The 16,865-nt window shown below is 69.3% G+C and carries 14 protein-coding genes; 8 read left to right on the plus strand and 6 right to left on the minus strand.

The features are described 5' to 3' along the window. The first annotated feature begins 148 nt into the window (after positions 1-148). A complete protein-coding gene (ffh, locus tag ACODTB_RS04030; protein WP_291119355.1) occupies positions 149-1,519 on the plus strand; it encodes a signal recognition particle protein in 1,371 nt (456 codons plus the stop codon). Positions 1,520-1,532: 13 nt separating this feature from the next. Continuing rightward, positions 1,533-2,159, plus strand: a complete 627-nt coding sequence (locus ACODTB_RS04035; protein ID WP_291119358.1) for a pyridoxamine 5'-phosphate oxidase family protein — start codon at positions 1,533-1,535, stop codon at positions 2,157-2,159. A gap of 4 nt (positions 2,160-2,163) precedes the next feature. On the opposite strand, the gene ACODTB_RS04040 is transcribed toward ACODTB_RS04035, so the two are convergent. Then, a complete protein-coding gene (locus ACODTB_RS04040; protein ID WP_488929114.1) occupies positions 2,164-2,925 on the minus strand; it encodes an IclR family transcriptional regulator in 762 nt (253 codons plus the stop codon). 91 nt (positions 2,926-3,016) lie between these two features. Between ACODTB_RS04040 and ACODTB_RS04045 the strand changes: the two genes are divergently transcribed. The 6 genes from ACODTB_RS04045 to ACODTB_RS04070 all read left to right on the plus strand — a co-directional run bounded on the left by ACODTB_RS04045 (position 3,017) and on the right by ACODTB_RS04070 (position 9,527). Next, on the plus strand, positions 3,017-3,829 hold the full coding sequence (locus tag ACODTB_RS04045) for an SDR family oxidoreductase (protein WP_291119364.1): 813 nt from the start codon (positions 3,017-3,019) through the stop codon (positions 3,827-3,829). Positions 3,830-3,932: 103 nt separating this feature from the next. Further along, positions 3,933-5,246 carry a flavin-containing monooxygenase gene (locus ACODTB_RS04050; RefSeq protein WP_291119367.1) on the plus strand — a complete coding sequence of 438 codons (1,314 nt, stop codon included), beginning with the start codon at positions 3,933-3,935 and terminating at the stop codon, positions 5,244-5,246. A 42-nt stretch (positions 5,247-5,288) separates the two neighbouring features. Further along, positions 5,289-6,215 (plus strand): bile acid:sodium symporter family protein, encoded by a 927-nt coding sequence (locus ACODTB_RS04055; RefSeq protein ID WP_291119369.1) that lies wholly within the window; start codon positions 5,289-5,291, stop codon positions 6,213-6,215. Further along, positions 6,212-7,222, plus strand: a complete 1,011-nt coding sequence (locus ACODTB_RS04060; protein WP_366833733.1) for an SDR family oxidoreductase — start codon at positions 6,212-6,214, stop codon at positions 7,220-7,222. The genes ACODTB_RS04055 and ACODTB_RS04060 overlap by 4 nt, the downstream gene beginning before the upstream one ends. Next, entirely contained in the window at positions 7,219-8,130 is a 912-nt protein-coding gene (locus ACODTB_RS04065; protein ID WP_291119372.1) for an EamA family transporter, read from the plus strand. Before ACODTB_RS04060 ends, ACODTB_RS04065 begins: the two co-directional genes overlap by 4 nt. A 437-nt stretch (positions 8,131-8,567) precedes the next feature. Then, positions 8,568-9,527: an MBL fold metallo-hydrolase gene (locus ACODTB_RS04070; protein ID WP_291121725.1), complete on the plus strand. Its 960-nt coding sequence runs from the start codon at positions 8,568-8,570 to the stop codon at positions 9,525-9,527. A gap of 51 nt (positions 9,528-9,578) precedes the next feature. Here ACODTB_RS04070 and mdoH read toward each other — a convergent pair whose 3' ends face one another. The 5 genes from mdoH to ACODTB_RS04095 form a co-directional block, all read right to left on the minus strand. Then, positions 9,579-11,549, minus strand: a complete 1,971-nt coding sequence (gene mdoH / locus ACODTB_RS04075) for a glucans biosynthesis glucosyltransferase MdoH (protein WP_291121724.1) — start codon at positions 11,547-11,549, stop codon at positions 9,579-9,581. A gap of 50 nt (positions 11,550-11,599) precedes the next feature. After that, positions 11,600-13,171 (minus strand): glucan biosynthesis protein G, encoded by a 1,572-nt coding sequence (locus ACODTB_RS04080; RefSeq protein ID WP_291121723.1) that lies wholly within the window; start codon positions 13,169-13,171, stop codon positions 11,600-11,602. 191 nt (positions 13,172-13,362) lie between these two features. After that, positions 13,363-14,772, minus strand: a complete 1,410-nt coding sequence (locus ACODTB_RS04085; protein WP_291121722.1) for a sigma 54-interacting transcriptional regulator — start codon at positions 14,770-14,772, stop codon at positions 13,363-13,365. Continuing rightward, positions 14,769-15,452, minus strand: a complete 684-nt coding sequence (locus tag ACODTB_RS04090; protein ID WP_291121721.1) for a hypothetical protein — start codon at positions 15,450-15,452, stop codon at positions 14,769-14,771. Before ACODTB_RS04090 ends, ACODTB_RS04085 begins: the two co-directional genes overlap by 4 nt. Continuing rightward, a complete protein-coding gene (locus ACODTB_RS04095; RefSeq protein WP_291121720.1) occupies positions 15,442-16,860 on the minus strand; it encodes a sensor histidine kinase in 1,419 nt (472 codons plus the stop codon). Before ACODTB_RS04095 ends, ACODTB_RS04090 begins: the two co-directional genes overlap by 11 nt. Between the last annotated feature and the right edge of the window lie 5 nt (positions 16,861-16,865).

The raw sequence follows: 16,865 nt of genomic DNA on the forward strand, positions 1-16,865 counted from the left end.
AAGCGTGAAAAGGAAGGGCGCAGCTAAAATCATCCTCACAGTTTAACGGCCTTGTCCCTCCTGGACGCGCCGGTCCGCCGACCCAGGCGCCCGCCTGACCGCCCGCCCGACGCGGGTTTCCGCCCTTTTCCCTTCTACCCGAGGCAGCATGGCTTCAGCCCTTTCAGACCGACTTTCACGCATCGTCAAGGAAATGCGCGGGCAGGCCCGCATCACCGAGGGCAATGTCACCGACATGCTGCGCGAGGTGCGCATGGCCCTGCTGGAGGCCGACGTCGCCCTGCCGGTGGTGCGCGACTTCATCGCGCGGGTGAAGGAGAAGGCGCTGGGCCAGGAAGTGGTGGGCTCGCTCACGCCCGGGCAGGCACTCGTCGGCATCGTCAACCGCGAGCTCGCCGCGACCATGGGCGACGGCGTGGCCGACATCAACCTCGCGGCGCAGCCGCCGGCGGTGATCCTCATGGCTGGCCTGCAGGGCGCCGGCAAGACCACCACCACCGCCAAGCTGGCCAAGCACCTGATCGAGAAGCGCAAGAAGAAGGTGCTCACGGTGTCGGGCGACGTCTACCGCCCGGCTGCCATCGAGCAGCTCAAGACCGTGACCGCACAGGCCGGCGCCGAATGGTTCCCCAGCACGCCCGACCAGAAACCGGTGGACATCGCGCGCGCCGCGATCGACCACGCGCGCAGGCATTTCTTCGACGTGCTGCTGGTCGACACCGCCGGTCGCCTGGCGATCGACGAGGCGCTGATGCGCGAGATCCAGGAACTGCATGCCGTGCTCAAGCCGGTGGAGACGCTGTTCGTGGTGGACGCGATGCAGGGCCAGGACGCGATCAACACCGCCAAGGCGTTCAAGGACGCCCTGCCGCTCACCGGCATCGTGCTCACCAAACTCGACGGTGATTCGCGCGGCGGCGCGGCGCTTTCGGTGCGCGCCATCACGGGCGCGCCCATCAAGTTCGCCGGCGTGTCCGAGAAGATCGACGGCCTGGAGGTGTTCGACGCCGACCGCCACGCGCAGCGCGTGCTCGGCATGGGCGACATCCTGGCGCTGGTCGAGCAGGTCACGGCCGGTGTGGACATGGCGGCGGCGCAGAAGCTCGCGGCCAAGGTCAAGAGCGGCGAGGGCTTCGACCTCAACGACTTCCTCGACCAGTTGCGCCAGATGAAGCAGATGGGCGGCCTCTCCAGCCTGATGGACAAGCTGCCAGCCGCCATGGCCGCCAAGGCCAGCGAGGTCGACATGGGCCGCGCGGAGAAGGACATCAAGCGCAAGGAAGGCATCATCTGCAGCATGACGCTCAAGGAGCGCCGCAAGCCCGAGATCATCAAGGCCACGCGCAAGCGCCGCATCGCCGCTGGCGCGGGCGTGCAGGTGCAGGAAGTCAACCGCCTGCTCAAGGAGTTCGAGCAGATGCAGGACATGATGAAGAAGATGAAGGGCGGCGGCATGATGAAGATGATGAAGCGCATGGGCGGCATGAAGGGCATGCCCAAGCTGCCTGGCATGGGTTGAGGGAGCCGCCGCCATGACCGTGCCCACCGACGACCTCCACACCATTCAGGATCTCGCTTCGCTGCAGGCGCTGTTCGGCCCGGTGGGCGAAGCGTCGGTGCGCAAGGAGGTCTCGCGCCTGCACCCGGTCTACCAGCGCTGGATCGAGGCCTCGCCGTTCGCGGTGCTCGCCACCGTCGGGCCCGACGGGCTGGACGCCTCGCCGCGTGGCGATCCACCCGGGCTCGTGAGCATCCAGGACGAACACACGCTGCTGCTGCCCGAGCGCGCCGGCAACAACCGCATCGACAGCCTCAAGAACATCCTGGCCGACCCGCGCGTGGCCCTGCTGTTTCTGGTGCCCGGTGTGGGCGAGACGCTGCGCGTGAACGGCCGCGCGCGCATCTCGGTGGCGCCGGACCTGATGCAGCGCCTGGCCATGGACGGCAAGCCGCCCCGTTGCGTGCTGGTCATCACGGTGGACACGGTGTTCTTCCAGTGCGCCCGCGCCATGAAGCGCGCCAGCCTGTGGGACGCGCGCGAAGCCGCGGCGGCGGTGCCCACGGCCGGTGAGATGCTCGCGGCCCTGACGCACAACGCCATCGACGGCGTTGCCTACGACCGCGCCTTGCCCGCGCGCCAGCGCGACACGCTGTACTGAGGCGTCAGCCCAGGGTGCGCGCCAGCGCCTGCGCCGCCGCCTCCAGGCGCGGCAGCTGCAACCGGGCCTGTGCCAGCGCCATGCGCGCGGCCGGTGCCTGCAGGGCGAGCGCGCAGCGCACCGTGCGCTGGCCCGGCGCGAACACCGGCACCGCCACGCACACCAAGCCTTCGACGAACTCCTCGGCGTCCACCGCGTGGCCGTCGCGCCGGATCGCCTCCAGCTCCGCTTCGAGGGACTCGCGCAGCGTCAGCGTGTTGGCGGTGTAGCGTGTGAGCACCAGCCCGTCGAGCACGGTGCGGCGCTGGCGCGCGCCCATCCAGGCCAGGAACAGCTTGCCGCTGGCCGAACAATGCGCCGGCACGCGCGTGCCTGGGCGCAGCTCCAGCCGCAGCGGAAACGCCGACTCCACGCGGTCCAGGTAGACCACTTCCGCGCCTGACAAGGCGGTGAGGTTGCAGCTCTCGCCCACCTCGGCCACCAGCTGGCGCAGCACCGCGTGGCGCACGCCCTGCTGCGCGCTGTTGCTCAAGGCGGCCTCCGCCATGCGCAGCAGGCGCGTGGCCATCGCGTAGCGCCGGCCGTCGGGCTCGCGCACCAGCCAACCGCCTTGCTCCAATTGTGCGAGCATGCGGTGCACGGTGGGCTTGGGCCAGCCGGTCAGTGCGACCACCTCGGGCAGGGCCATGGGTTGGGCATGGCGCGTGAGCAGGTCCACCAGCTCCATCAGCCGCAGGCCCGGGCTGCTGTCGGTTTCTGTGTTCATATCTCGAAAAATGAGACGAATCAATAAATTATTCCGAGACGAATTCTAGAGGCCTCTACATTGCGGGCACAACTTCGAGGAGATGGGTGGTTTGACGACGACGCCGAGCTTTCACAACGCCGTGGTAACCGGCGCCTGCGGTGGCCTGGGCCAGGCGCTGGCGCGTGAGCTCATGGCCGCAGGCGCGCGCGTGGCGCTGGTCGGCCTGCAGCGACCTGCGCTGGAGGCGCTGGCCGCGCTCGCGCCGGAGCGTTGCGCGATCTACCAACCCGACGTGTCGGACGCGGCCGCGATGCAGGCTGTGGCCGCTGACTGGATGGGCCGTTTCGGCGCGCCCGACCTGGTGATCGCCAACGCGGGCGTGGCCGGCGGCTTCGACACCGCGCAGGCCGGCGACCTCGCCGTGATGCGCCGCATGCTCGAGATCAACCTGCTCGGCGTGGCCACCACCTTCCAGCCCTTTCTGGGGCCCATGCGCGAGAGCGGCCGGCGCGGCGCGCTGGTGGGCGTGGCCAGCCTCGCGGGCTGGCGCGGCATGCCCGGCAATGGTGCGTACTGCGCGAGCAAGGCCGGCCTGATCGCCTACCTGCAAAGCCTGCGCGCCGAGCTGCGCCCCACGGCGCTGCGCGTGCACACCATCAGCCCGGGCTACCTGCGCACACCGCTCACGGCCGGCAACCGCTTCGCCATGCCCGGCCTGCTCGAAGCCGACGAGGCCGCGCGGCGCCTGCTCGCGGGCGTGGCCGCCGGCACCGAGCACATCGTGCTGCCCCGGCGCATCGGTTGGCTTTCCCACGCGCTGGGCCTGCTGCCCGCGCGCCTGCACGACCGCATCCTGCTCGGCCAGCCGCGCAAGCCGCGCGCGGGCGAGCCGGGGGCGACCGACATTCCAGGCCTGAAATGAAAGCACCCCCGCCGTGCTCCGCACGACCCCCTCGAGGGGGCGGCATCTGCGGCCCGGCAAAGCCGGTTCCGCGATGCCTCTGGACCAAGCACTTCGCTCCATCATGACCACTTCAACACAAGATCAGATCGCCCTCATCGGTGCCGGCCCCTCGGGCCTGGCTGGCGCGCGCTGCCTGCAGAAGCACGGCATCCCTTTCCAGGGCTTCGAGGCGCACACCGACGTCGGCGGTCTGTGGAATATCCACAACCCGCGCTCCACGGTGTACCAGTCGGCGCACCTGATCTCCAGCAAGCGCATGACGGAGTTCAGCGAGTTCCCCATGCCCGAGCGCGTGGCCGACTACCCGAGCCACCGCGAGCTGCTGGACTACTTCAGCGCCTTCGCCGATCACTTCCGGTTGCGCGAGCACTACCGCTTCGGTGTGCGCGTGCTGAGCGTGGTGCCGGTGAGCGATGCGCCCGGCACGCTGTGGCGCGTCACCACCGAAGACGCGGATGGCCTTCAGACCACTGCCGACTACAAGGGCGTGGTGGTGGCCAACGGCACCCTGGCGGAGCCCAACATGCCGCGCTTCGAAGGCCACTTCTCCGGAGAGCTGCTGCACACCTCGGCCTACAAGAGCGCCGACCAGTTCCGCTACAAGCGCGTGCTCATCGTGGGCGCGGGCAACTCGGGTTGCGACATCGCCGTCGATGCCGTGCACCAGGCGCGCAGCGTGGACATCTCGGTGCGGCGCGGCTATTACTTCGTGCCCAAGTACGTGTTCGGCCAACCCGCCGACACCCTCGGCGGCAAGATCCGGCTGCCGCCCTGGCTCAAGCAGAAGATCGACAGCACCATCCTGAAGTGGTTCACCGGCGACCCGGTGCGCTTCGGTTTTCCCAAGCCGACCTACAAGATGTACGAGTCGCACCCGGTGGTGAACTCGCTCATCCTGTACCACATCGGCCATGGCGACGTGGGCGTGCGCGCCGACATCGCGCGTTTCGACGGCCACACCGTGCACTTCAAGGACGGGCGCCAGGGCGAATACGACCTGGTGCTCGCTGCCACCGGCTACAGGCTGCACTACCCCTTCCTCGACCCCGCGCTGCTCAACTGGCAGGGCATGGCGCCCCGGCTCTACCTCAACATCTTCGCGCCGCGCTTCGACCGCCTCGCCGTGCTTGGCATGGTCGAGGCCAGCGGCCTGGGCTGGCAGGGCCGCTATGAGCAGGCCGAGCTGGTGGCGCGCTATTTCAAGGGGCTGGACGAAGGCAAGGCCAGCGCCAGCGCGTTCCGGATCGCCAAGGCGGGACCGCCGCCCGACCTCTCTGGCGGCTACAAGTACCTGCAGCTCGAGCGCATGGCCTACTACGTGAACAAGAACGTCTACCGCGACACCGTGCGCCAGGCGGCCGAGGCCCTGGCCTGACATCCCGCCCGACGACAAAGACAACAGACACAGGAGACCCGCATGCTGCCCGTGGACGAAATCCGCCTCAACTTCAACCCGGCTTCGCTGGCCGTGCTCAACGCGGTGCTGGCCTTCCTGATGTTCGGCATCGCGCTGGACACGCGCCTGGAGGATTTCCGCCGTGTCATGCGCATGCCGCTGGCGTTCACGGTGGGCATCGTGGCGCAGTTCATCGCGCTGCCGGCCATCACCTATGCGCTCACGCTGCTGCTGCAGCCAGGCCCCAGCATCGCGCTGGGCATGATCCTGGTGGCCTGCTGCCCGCCGGGCAACGTGAGCAACATCCTTACGCACCGCGCCAACGGCAACGTCGCGCTCAGCGTCTCGATGACGGCCGTGTCCAACGCCATCGCCATCGTGGCCATGCCGCTGAACTTCGCGTTCTGGGGCGGCATCCACCCCACGGCCGCGCCGCTGCTCAAGACCATCGCGCTGGACCCGCTGGAGATGTTCGGCCACATCCTGCTGATCATCGGCGTGCCCTTCGTGCTGGGCATCTGGTGCGCGCATCGCTTTCCGAACTGGACCGCGCGCTTCAAGAAGCCGGTGCGCATCCTCAGTTTCCTCGCGCTCATCGCCTTCATCGTCGGCGCCATCGCGGGCAACTGGCGCTACTTCCTCGACTACGTGGGCCTGGTGCTGCTGGCCGTGGTGATCCACGACGCATTGGCCTTCGGCACCGGCTACGCCATCGCGCGCGCCGCCGGCCTGCCCGACTACGACCGCCGCGCGCTCTCGATCGAGGTCGGCATCCGCAACGCGGGCCTGGGCCTGGTCATCATCTTCAGCTTCTTCGGTGGCCTGGGCGGCATGGCCGTGGTGGCCGGTGTCTGGGGCTTCTGGGACATCATCGCCGGCCTGATCCTGGCGGGCTGGTGGGCGCGCAGACCGCTGCAGGGTGGTGTGCCGGGGATCGAAAAGCCATGAACGCCATGACGGACAAGGCGCCGGCCGCCCGGCGCGTGCTGGTCACGGGCGCCGACGGTTTCCTCGGGCGCGGGCTGATCGACGCCTTGGCGCGCGAGCCTCACATCGAACACCTGGTGGCGGTGGACGTGCGCGAGGTGCCGGTCGCGCGGCGCTCGCCGCGCGTGGCCTACGTGGTGGAAGACGTGCGCGACCGCGCCCTGGCCGCCACGGTGGAAGCGCACGGCATCGACACCGTGGTGCACCTCGCCTCCATCGTCACGCCGGGCAAGGGGTCGAGCCGGGCCTTCGAGCATTCGGTCGACGTGGGCGGCACGCGCAACGTGATCCAGGCCTGCCTTGCCCACGGCGTGGCCCACCTCGTGGTCTCGTCCAGCGGCGCGGCCTATGGCTACCACGCGGACAACCCGGCCTGGCTGACCGAAGAACACGCCTTGCGCGGCAACGAGGTGTTCGCGTACGCGCACCACAAGCGGCTGGTGGAAGAGATGCTCGCCGAGACGCGCGTGGCCCACCCTGCGTTGCGCCAGACCGTGCTGCGCATCGGCACCATCCTGGGCGAGCGGGTGGACAACCAGATCACGGCCCTGTTCGAGAAACCGCGCCTGATCGCGATCGCGGGCAGCGACAGCCCCTTCGTGTTCGTCTGGGACGAGGACGTGACCGGTGCGATCGTGCACGCGCTCAGTGGCGAGGCCGTGCCCGGTTGCTACAACCTGGCCGGTGACGGCGCGCTGACCATCCGCGAGATCGCCGCGCGCCTGGGCAAGAAACCGCGCGTGCTGCCGGCGGGCCTGTTGCGCACGCTGTTGCGCGTGGGCAGCTCGCTGGGCGTGAGCCGCTATGGCCCGGAGCAGCTCGATTTCCTGCGCTACCGGCCGGTGTTGCTCAACACCGCGTTGAAGCAGCGTTTTGGCTACACGCCGCGCAAGACCAGCGCGCAGGCGTTCGATGCTTTTGTGGCCGCGCGCGCTGCGCAGGGGCGGCCGGTGAAAGTGATGGCGTGAACCCTTTGCCTCTTTCGCGCGGCGATCTGCTGCGCGCGCTCGCGGTGGTGGTGATCTGGGGTTTGAACTTCGTGGTGATGAAGGTCGGCCTGCAGGGCGTCGGGCCGATGTTGCTGGGCGCCTTGCGATTCGCTGCGGCGGCGTTGCCGTTCCTGCTGTTCGTGAAGTTCCCGAAGTTGCCCTGGCGGTATGTGGTGGCCTATGGCCTGGCGCAGGGGCTGGGGCAGTTCGGTTTTCTGTTCCTGGGTTTGCAGATGGGGATGACGGCGGGCATGGCGTCGGTGGTGATGCAGACGCAGGCGTTTTTCACGTTGTTGCTGGCGGTGCCGGTGCTGGGTGAGCGCGCGCGGTGGTCGCAGGGGCTGGGTTTGCTGGTGGCCTTGGGTGGGCTGGTGTTGATCGCGACGGCGCATGGTGAAGGGCCGGGGCAGATGACGTTGGCGGGTTTTGTGCTGACCTTGTCGGCGGCGTTCATGTGGGCGGTGTCGAATCTGGTGGCGCGGTTGGCGAGTCGGGTGGCGGACTACGACCCGTTTCCGTTCATTGTGTGGAGCAGTGTTTTTCCGATCGTTCCGTTCGTGGCGTTGGCGCTGTGGATGGATGGGCCGTCGGTGGTCTGGGCGCAGGTGGCGGGTTTGAGTCTGTCGGCGGTGTTGGCGGTGCTGTTTCTGGCGTGGCTGGCGACCTTGTTGGCCTACACGCTGTGGACGCAGTTGCTCCAGCGCCATCCGGCTGGGCGGGTGACGCCGTTTTCCCTGCTCGTGCCTGTGGTGGGGCTTTCGGCGGCCTGGGTGTTCTTTGGCGAACTTCCCCTGTTTGAGCAGTGGCTGGGGACGGGGGCGGTGTTGTTGGGGCTGGTGGTGAATCAGCTGGGGGGGTGGCTGGTTTCTCGTCGCTCCTCTTCTTGAGGTTTCTGGCGGCTGCCTTGCGTCAGGCCAGTGGCGACGCCTGCCTGCTCCGGCCCTGCTCGCGGGCGTCTGCCCGGGCGCGCCATCACCCCTTCGTCAACACCGTTGTTGGCGCGCACCCTCTGTGGCAACCGCGAATGGGGGCCTGCGCATTCGGGCATCGCCACTGTCCTGCAAGATGGGCAGGCACACCAAGCTTGGCGCGCCCACTCTTGTCGTGGGGCGGGTGGTCCGGGCAGGCTGGCGCTGGCCCCATTCGCGGTTGCCACAAAAGCGGGCGAGCCTGTCCAGTGTTGACGAAGGGGTGGATGTGAACCCGGGCAGACACCCGCGAGCGGCCGGCGCCAGCCTGCCCGGACCACCCGACCTTGCCCACCCGTTGGCGCGAAACAAGCCGTATCCTCACAAACCCATCAACCCAAGTGGAGCAAAACCCCATGAACACCCATCGCTGGCTGCAGAAAACCTCCCTCGCACTGGCCCTCGTCATGGGAGCCGCAACGGCCCAGGCCGGAGCCCCCATGGTCAAGACCTCGGCGCCGGGTTACTACCGCATGATGTTGGGCGACTTCGAGATCACCGCGCTGTCCGACGGCACGGTGGACCTGCCGGTCGACAAGCTGCTCACCAACACCCAACCGGGCAAGGTCACGGCCGCGCTCAAGCAGTCCTTCCTCAAGGCCCCGGTCGAAACCTCGGTCAACGCCTACCTCATCAACACCGGCAACCAGCTCGTGCTCGTGGACACCGGCGCGGCCGGCCTGTTCGGCCCCACCCTCGGCAAGCTGATCGGCAACCTCAAGGCCGCCGGCTACCAGCCCGACCAGGTGGACGCCGTCATCATCACCCACATGCACCCCGATCATGTCGGCGGCCTCATGGCCGGTGAGCAGCGCGCCTTCCCCAACGCCACCGTGCACGCCGACCAGCACGACGCCGACTTCTGGCTCAGCCAGGCCCAGATGGAAAAAGCACCGGCCGACGCCAAAGGCTTCTTCCAGGGCGCGATGGGTGCGCTCAATCCCTATGTCAGCGCCGGCAAGTTCAAGCCCTTCAACGGCGACACCGAACTCGTGCCCGGCATCAAGGCCCAGGCCTCGCGCGGCCACACACCCGGCCACAGCACCTACGTGGTGGAGAGCAAGGGCGAAAAACTGGTGCTGTGGGGCGACCTGATGCATGTCGCGGCGGTGCAGTTCGCCAACCCCGCGGTCACCATCGCCTTCGACACCGACAGCAAGGCCGCTGCCGCGCAGCGCCAGAAGGCCTACGCGGATGCCGCGAAGAACGGTTACTGGGTGGCGGCTTCCCACCTCTCGTTCCCGGGCATCGGCCACCTGCGCCGCGAAGGCAAGGGCTACCGCTTCGTGCCGGCGAACTACAGCGTCGTGCGCTGAAACGACAACGCGCCGCAAAGGCGGCGCGTTGTCGGGTGAGGGCGGAGCGGGTCAGGCCGCGTGCGGCAGGCCGAAGCGGCTGGCATGGCGCCAGGCGCGGCGCAGCACGGCGGGCGACCACGATTCTTCGGGAATCAGCAGCACGCCCCGCGAGCGCATCCAGGCACCCAGGTCCACATGGCTGGTCGCCACGGTCAGCGGCACCGCCAGCAGCAGCGGCATGGCCACCGGTGCCAGCCAGATCAGCGCGTTGGCGTTGATCGCGGCCACACCCACGGCCAGCAGGCCGATCACCAGGGTCATGGGGGCGAGGCGCGCCACGGCGTCGCGCCAGGTCACGCCGGCCGCTTCGCGCGGAGGCGACTTCCATTCCAGCTTCAGGCCGGTGATCGCCACCAGCACGAACAGCGAGTGCGCCAGCATGCGGATGGGTGCCTGCATCAGGGCCAGCACGGTTTCCACGGCCGAGCTGCCCAGCAGGCCCACGGTGCCGCCGAAGGACTTCTGCTCGCCCTTCATGAACACCGCCAGCAGGCCCAGCACGCGCGGCATGAAGAGCATGGTCAGCGTCCACATCCACAGCGCGCGCAGCTCCTCGGGCACGGCCTGCCAGCTCGGGATGGCGCTGGAATCGGCCGCCCACAGCGCGGTGCCGATGGACAGGAAGGCCAGCCACAGCGGGGCCGAGAGGTAGGACATGGCGCCGATGGCGAACATGGTGCGGTGCACGCGGTGGATGCCGGGCTCGGCCATCAGGCGCGAGTTCTGCAGGTTGCCCTGGCACCAGCGGCGGTCGCGCTGCAGTTCGCTCAGCAGGTCGGGCGGCTGCTGCTCGTAGCTGCCGGTCAGGTCGGACACCAGCCACACGTGGTAGCCGGCGCGGCGCATCAGCGCGGCTTCGACGAAGTCGTGCGACATGATGCCGCCGGACATGCCGCCCGTGCCCTTGATGGGCGCCAGCGCGCAATGCTTCATGAAAGGCTCGACGCGGATGATCGCGTTGTGGCCCCAGTAGTGCGACTCGCCCAGCTGCCAGAACTGCATGCCCAGCGTGAACAGGCGCCCGGTCACGCGCGAGCCGAACTGCTGCGCGCGCGCATGCAGGGTGGCGTGGCCGATGGCCTGGGTGGCGGTCTGGACGATGCCGGCGCGGGGATTGGCTTCCATCAGCTTGACCATCGACACCAGGCAGTTGCCGCTCATGACGCTGTCGGCATCGAGCACCACCATGTAGCGGTAGTCCTTGCCCCAGCGGCGGCAGAAATCGGCCACGTTGCCGGCCTTGCGGTGCGAGCGGCGGGTGCGCAGGCGGTAGTACACCTCGATCGGCGGCAGCTCGGGCTGGGCGGCCAGCGCGGCGCGCAGGTCTTCCCAGGCCTTGCGTTCGGCCTGGGCGATCTCGGGGTTGTAGCTGTCGGAGAGCACGAACACGTCGAACTGGCCGGCGTGGCCGGTGGCGGCGAGCGATTCGCAGGTGGCGCGCAGGCCGGCGAACACGGTGGCCACGTCCTCGTTGCAGATCGGCATGATGATCGCCGTGCGTGCCTCGGGGTTCATGGCGTGGTCTTTCACGTCGGCCGCGCGCAGCGTGTGGCGGTCACCGAACAGCGAGACCCAGAAGCCCATGAGCGCCGTGACGAAGCCGGTGACGACCCAGGCCGAGAGCAGGCCGAACAGCGCCAGCTGGCCGTACTGCAGCCAGGCGTTGTGGTGCTCGGGCTGTGCATCGGCGAACAGGCTGGTGGCGAACGCGGTGCTCAGCACGGTGAGCAGGGCGAACACGAGACGGCGGCGGTTGGCCGCGCTCTGCCAGGCCATGGGAGCTTCGGCGTCTTCGGTGGACGCGCCGCCTGGCGTGCGCGGGGGCAGCACGCGGCTGGCCGTGCTCAGCAGCGCGGTGCCGATGCTGTTCCAGAAGCCGCGCCAGGGGCGGGGCACCATGGAACCCCGGTTGATCGGGGGCGCCGTGACGGAATTGGGATGGCGCTCTTCGCGCAGCTGGGTCAGGGCATGCTGGGGCATGGGAAGGCTTTCGGGCGCCGCACCGGGGTGCGAACTGGGGAGGGCCGTGCTCATTCGGGAAGCAGCAGATGTGTCCATGTTTCGCTCACGGTGTCGTTGTGGTGTTGAAGAAAGGCGCGCAGCTCGACCGGCTGGGTCGGGTCCACGCGCTCGACGCGCACGGTCACGCGCCAGGTGCGCGTGGCGGGATTGGGGTAGGCCAGGGTTTCGAGCACGCGGCCATTGGCGTTGGCCGTGACCACCGCCTTGACGGGCGCGCCGGCGGGAAGGCTGTCCAGCGCGGGGCCGGCGAAATCGATCACGTATTGCGGCTGGCGCGCCTGCTCGGCCGGCGAGAGGCGGGTGAAGCCATAGCCCTTGCGGGTCTGGGTGACCCAGCTCGATGGGGGGCGCTGCTGGGTGTCGCCCTGCCAAGCCAGTTCGTAGCTCAGTTCCAGCGGCTGGCCGGCGGCAGGCAGTTGGGCGGGCACCCAGTAGGCGACGATGTTGTCGTGCGTCTCATCGGGCGTGGGCAGCTGCACCAGTTCCACACGGCCCGCGCCCCAGTCGCCCACCGGCTTGACCCAAGCGCTCGGGCGGCGTTCGTAGCGCGCTTCCACGTCTTCGTAATTGGCGAAGGCGCGGTCGCGCTGCATCAGGCCGAAACCGCGCGGGTTCTGCAGGGTGAAGGAGCTGACCGTGACCGCCTTGGGGCGCTGCAGCGGGCGCCACAGCCACTCGCCTTCACCGCTGACCATCATCAGGCCGTCGGAGTCGTGCACCTCGGGGCGGAAGTCGCCGGGCATGGGCTGGTTCTCGCCCGAGAGGAACATGCTGGTGAGCGGGGCGATGCCCAGGGTGTTCACCGGGCCGGCGCCGGCGCGCAGGAACACGCGCGTGGTCACCGTGGTGGTGGTCTGCTGGCCGGGGCGGATCACGAAGCGGTAGGCGCCGGTGGCGCGCGGCGATTCGAGCAGCGCGAACACGGTGACCTCGGTCGCGCCCGCTGCGGGGCGCTGCAGCCAGAACTCGGAGAAGCGCGGGAACTCCTCGCCGCTGCCGCCCACGGTGTCGATCGCCAGGCCGCGCGCCGACAGGCCGTACTGCTGGCCCGCGCCGAGCGCGCGGAAGTAGCTCGCGCCCTGGAACACGATCAGCTCGTCCTTGTAGGCCTGGCCGTTGAGCGGGTAGTGCAGGCGAAATCCCGCGTGGCCCAGGTCGCCCCAGCGGCTGGTGTCGAAGCTGTTCTTGCCGTAGTCGAAATCGGCGCCCCGGTAGGGCAGGTGGTTCACGGTGCCGTCGGCCGTCAGTTCGTGGATGCGCACCGGCTCGGTCTGGTACAGGCCGAGGTGGAAAAACTGGGCTTCGAAGGGCAGGTTCTGCGCGCGCCAGACGGACTGGTCGGTCTTGAACCGGATGTCGCGCAGCTGGTCGTAGGTGATGGTGGCGAGCTCGGCGGGCAGCTTGTCGCTGTTTGCCTGATAGGGCTGCTGGGCACGCGCCTTGGCGAGCTGGGTGATCTGGTCCCAGTCCACACGCTGTGCATGGGCCGACGCCCCGCAGAACGAGGCCAGCAGGGCGCCGAGCACGCCCCAGCCGCGCAGGCGGCGGGTGGTGAAAAACGGGCGAATCGTGAAGGGCATGCCGGTATAAGGGCAAACCCTGTGCCAACCCGAAAAAACCCAATCAGATCAACGACTTTTCCCGTATCCAGATGTGTTTTTTTGCGTTTCGCCGCGCTGGCGGGCGTTTCAAGCCCCGTTTTTGTCGCCGAATGGCGACAGGCTGGGCCTTCGTTCAGAAAAAAACCAGCAAAAACAAGGGCTTGGCCTTGTCACTCATCGGCGACAGCGTCGCTGGCGGCGCCCGGCGCATCGCTTTTGAACAGCCCCGGGGTCAGGGCGTGTTTCTGCAGCAGGCGGTAGAACTCGGTGCGGTTGCGTTGCGCCAGGCGGGCCGCGTCGGCCACGTTGCCGTCGGTCATCTTGAGCAGGTCCACCAGGTACTCGCGCTCGAAGCGCTGCTTGGCGTCGGCGAAGCTGAGCACCTCGATCGACGGCGTGCGCAGCGCGCGCTGCACCAGCGCGAGCGAGACCAGCGGCGTGGTCGACAGGGCGCAGACCTGCTCGACCACGTTGTAGAGCTGGCGCACGTTGCCGGGCCAGGCCGCCATGGTGAGCGCCTTGAGCGCCTCGGGCGCGAAACCCGAGCTGCGCTTGCCGTACTTGGCCGCGAGCCGGGCCAGGAAGTGGTTGGCGAGCAGGGCGATGTCCTCGCGCCGCTCGGCCAGGGTGGGCAGCGTGAGCGTGACCACGTTGAGCCGGTAGTACAGGTCCTCGCGGAACTGGCCGGCGGCCATCGCGTCTTCCAGGTCGCGGTGGGTGGCCGAGATGATGCGCACGTCCACCGGCAGCGACTGGCTCGAGCCCAGCGGGCGCACCGCGCGCTCCTGCAGCACGCGCAGCAGCTTGACCTGCAGGGCCGGCGGCATGTCCCCGATCTCGTCGAGCAGCAGCGTGCCGCCGTCGGCTGCCTGGAACAGGCCCTTGTGGTTGGCCACGGCGTCGGTGAACGCGCCTTTCATGTGGCCGAACAGCTCGGATTCGAGCAGGGCCTCGGGGATCGCGCCGCAGTTCACCGCGATGAAGGGGCGGTTGGCGCGCGCGCTGGCCTTGTGGATGGCGCGCGCCAGCATTTCCTTGCCGGTGCCCGAGTCGCCGCGCAGCAGCACGCTGGCGTCGGACTGCGCGACCATGCGCGCCTCGGCCAGCAGGTCGGCCATGCGGTTGGAGCGGCTCACGATCTCGCTGCGCCAGGCCTCGTCCACGTGGGTGTTCTGGTGCGCGGGCGCGCCCAGGGCCAGGGCCTGCGCGATCTTCTCGAGCAGTTCCTTGGCGTCGTAGGGCTTGGTGAGGTAGGTGAAGACGCCACGCGCCGTGGCCTCCACCGCATCGGGGATGGTGCCGTGCGCGGTCAGCAGGATCACCGGCAGCGAGGGGTGGCGCGCGCGGATCTCGTCGAACAGCGCCAAGCCGTCGCGCCCGGGCAGGCGCACGTCGGAGAGCACCAGCTGGGGCCGTTCGATGTCGAGCTGGCTGAGCGCGGCCTCGGCCGAGCCGACCGAGGTCACCTGGTAGCCCGCCGCGCCCAGGCGCATGGCCAGCAGGCGCAGCATGTCGGCGTCGTCGTCGACAACCAGCAGCCGTGCGCGCGGCGCCGAAGGCCGCTCGGGGCTGGCGTTCATGGCGGGGTGGGGCGCGCGCCGTTGGGCGCGGCGGCCGGTGGGCGCGTGGTGAGGCTGCGCTCGATGGCGCGCATGGCTTCCAGCCGTTCGTTGAGCTGGTCGATGCGGCGCTGGCTGTCGCGCAACTGCTGGGCCTGGCGGTCCGTGGTTTCCTCCAGCTTGCGCTGGTCCAGCAGGCGGTTGGCCAGCAGCCGGGCGAGCGGCTTGAGCGGCAGGCTCTCGGGGCCGGGGTGGGCGATCACGCGTTGGAACAGACCGAGCGCGCGCGCGGTGTCGGCCGGCTGGCGCAGGTGGGTCAGCGCCAGGGCCAGCTGCATCTGGCGCAGCGCCACGTTGCCGGGGTCGCCCTGCACCACGATCTCGGCGGCTAGGTCGGCGGGGCTGAGCGCGTGCAAGCGGTCGGCGTAGCTCAGCAGGGCCGTGACCACGTCGGGCACCGGGGTCGTGTCACCGCTGAGCACCATGGGGGGTTGCGAGGGCGGGGCCGTCACCGGCGTCACCAGGGGCGGCGCGGTGGCCACGGTGACCGTGGGGTTGGTCATCTGGATGGTCACCGTGCCGTTGCCGACGGTCTCGGGCGCGGTCGGCGCCGTGCCGCAGGCGGCCTGCGACAGGGCCAGCGCGGCGACCAGGCCGGTGAGGCGCCCTGCGTGGGTGGGGTGGGATGGGCTAATGGGCATGGGGCAGTTCGATGCGGAAGTGGGCACCCTGGCGCTGGGGCAGCAGGGTGATGCGGCCCCCGTGGGCCAGAATGTACTCGTGCACGATGGACAGGCCGATGCCGGTGCCGCGCACGGCGCCGCTCGGTTGCCGCTCGCCACGGTAGAAGGGTTCGAAGATGCGGTCGCGGTCGGCCTCGGCCACGCCCGGGCCCTGGTCCACGATGTCGATGCAGGCGCGGCCCGGCAGGTCCAGCAGCACCAGGCGGATGTGGCCGCCGTGCGGCGAGAAGCGGATCGCGTTGGACAGCAGGTTGCCCACCGCAGAGGCGATCTTCTCGCGGTCCAGTGGCATCGTGGTCGGCACGCCCTCGACGCGCACGTTCAGCGACTGGGCCTGCCATTGCAGGCGCTGGGTCTCTACCTGGTCTTCGAGCAGCGCGAGCAGGTCGGTGCGCTCGCGCTTGAGTTGCCGCGCCTCGAACGCCGCCGCGTTGAAGCGCAGCAGCGCCTCGATCTGGTGCTGCAGCAGCTGCGTGTTGTGCTGCAGGATGTTCACCACCTCGGCCTGGCTGGGGTTGAGCGCGCCGGCCACGCCGTCGCCCAGCACCGCCACGCCTTCGTGCAGCGAGGCCAGCGGCGTCTTGAGTTCGTGCGAGATGTGGCGCAGGAAGCGCGCCTTGTCGGCATCGAGCTCGGTCAACCGCAGGCGCAGCCATTCGAGCTGCTGGCTCACGCGGCGCACGTCGGACGGTCCGCGAATGTCGATCGGCACGTCGAGCCGGTTTTCGCCCAGGCCCTGGATGGCCTTCTCCAGCCGCTTGAACGGCCGCGCGAGCCAGATGCCGAAGCCCAGCGCCAGGATGGCCGCGATGCCGATGGAGCCCACCACCTGCTGCGTGAGCTCCTGTCGGCTGGTCTCGAAGCGGGCCTGCAGGGCCTCGTTGCGGCCGGTGATGATGGACTGCACCTTCTGCGCGATGGACGCGCTGTGGCCATCGATCTCGCGAAAGGCCTGCGCCACCTCGCGCTCGCGGTCCAGCGCGGTTTCGGGTGGGCCGTCCAGCAGCACGGTGATCGCGTCCAGCCGTTCGCGCCAGTTGGTGGCGAAGTCGGGCGGCAGTTCGTTGTCCTCGAGCCGGCGCAGGATGTCGCGCGCATTGCCGGCGGCCTCGTCGAAGCGCTGGCGCAGCTGCCGGTCGCGCAGCACCAGCGACTGGCGCGCCGCGCGCTCCATGGTCAGGCTGCGCTCGGAGAGCGACTGCGCGGCGGTCGACAGCGCGATCGCCTGCGCCGCGCTCTCGCGGCTCTGTGCCATCAGGGTCTCGAGCGAGAACAGCGCGCGCACCGCCGCCACGCCGAGCAGCGCCCCGATCAGCAGGAAGGCGACCAGCAGCAGCTGCTGGAAGGAGAAGCGCAGCGGTTTCACCCGGA

This window comes from Hydrogenophaga sp. FG152 (assembly GCF_057809615.1).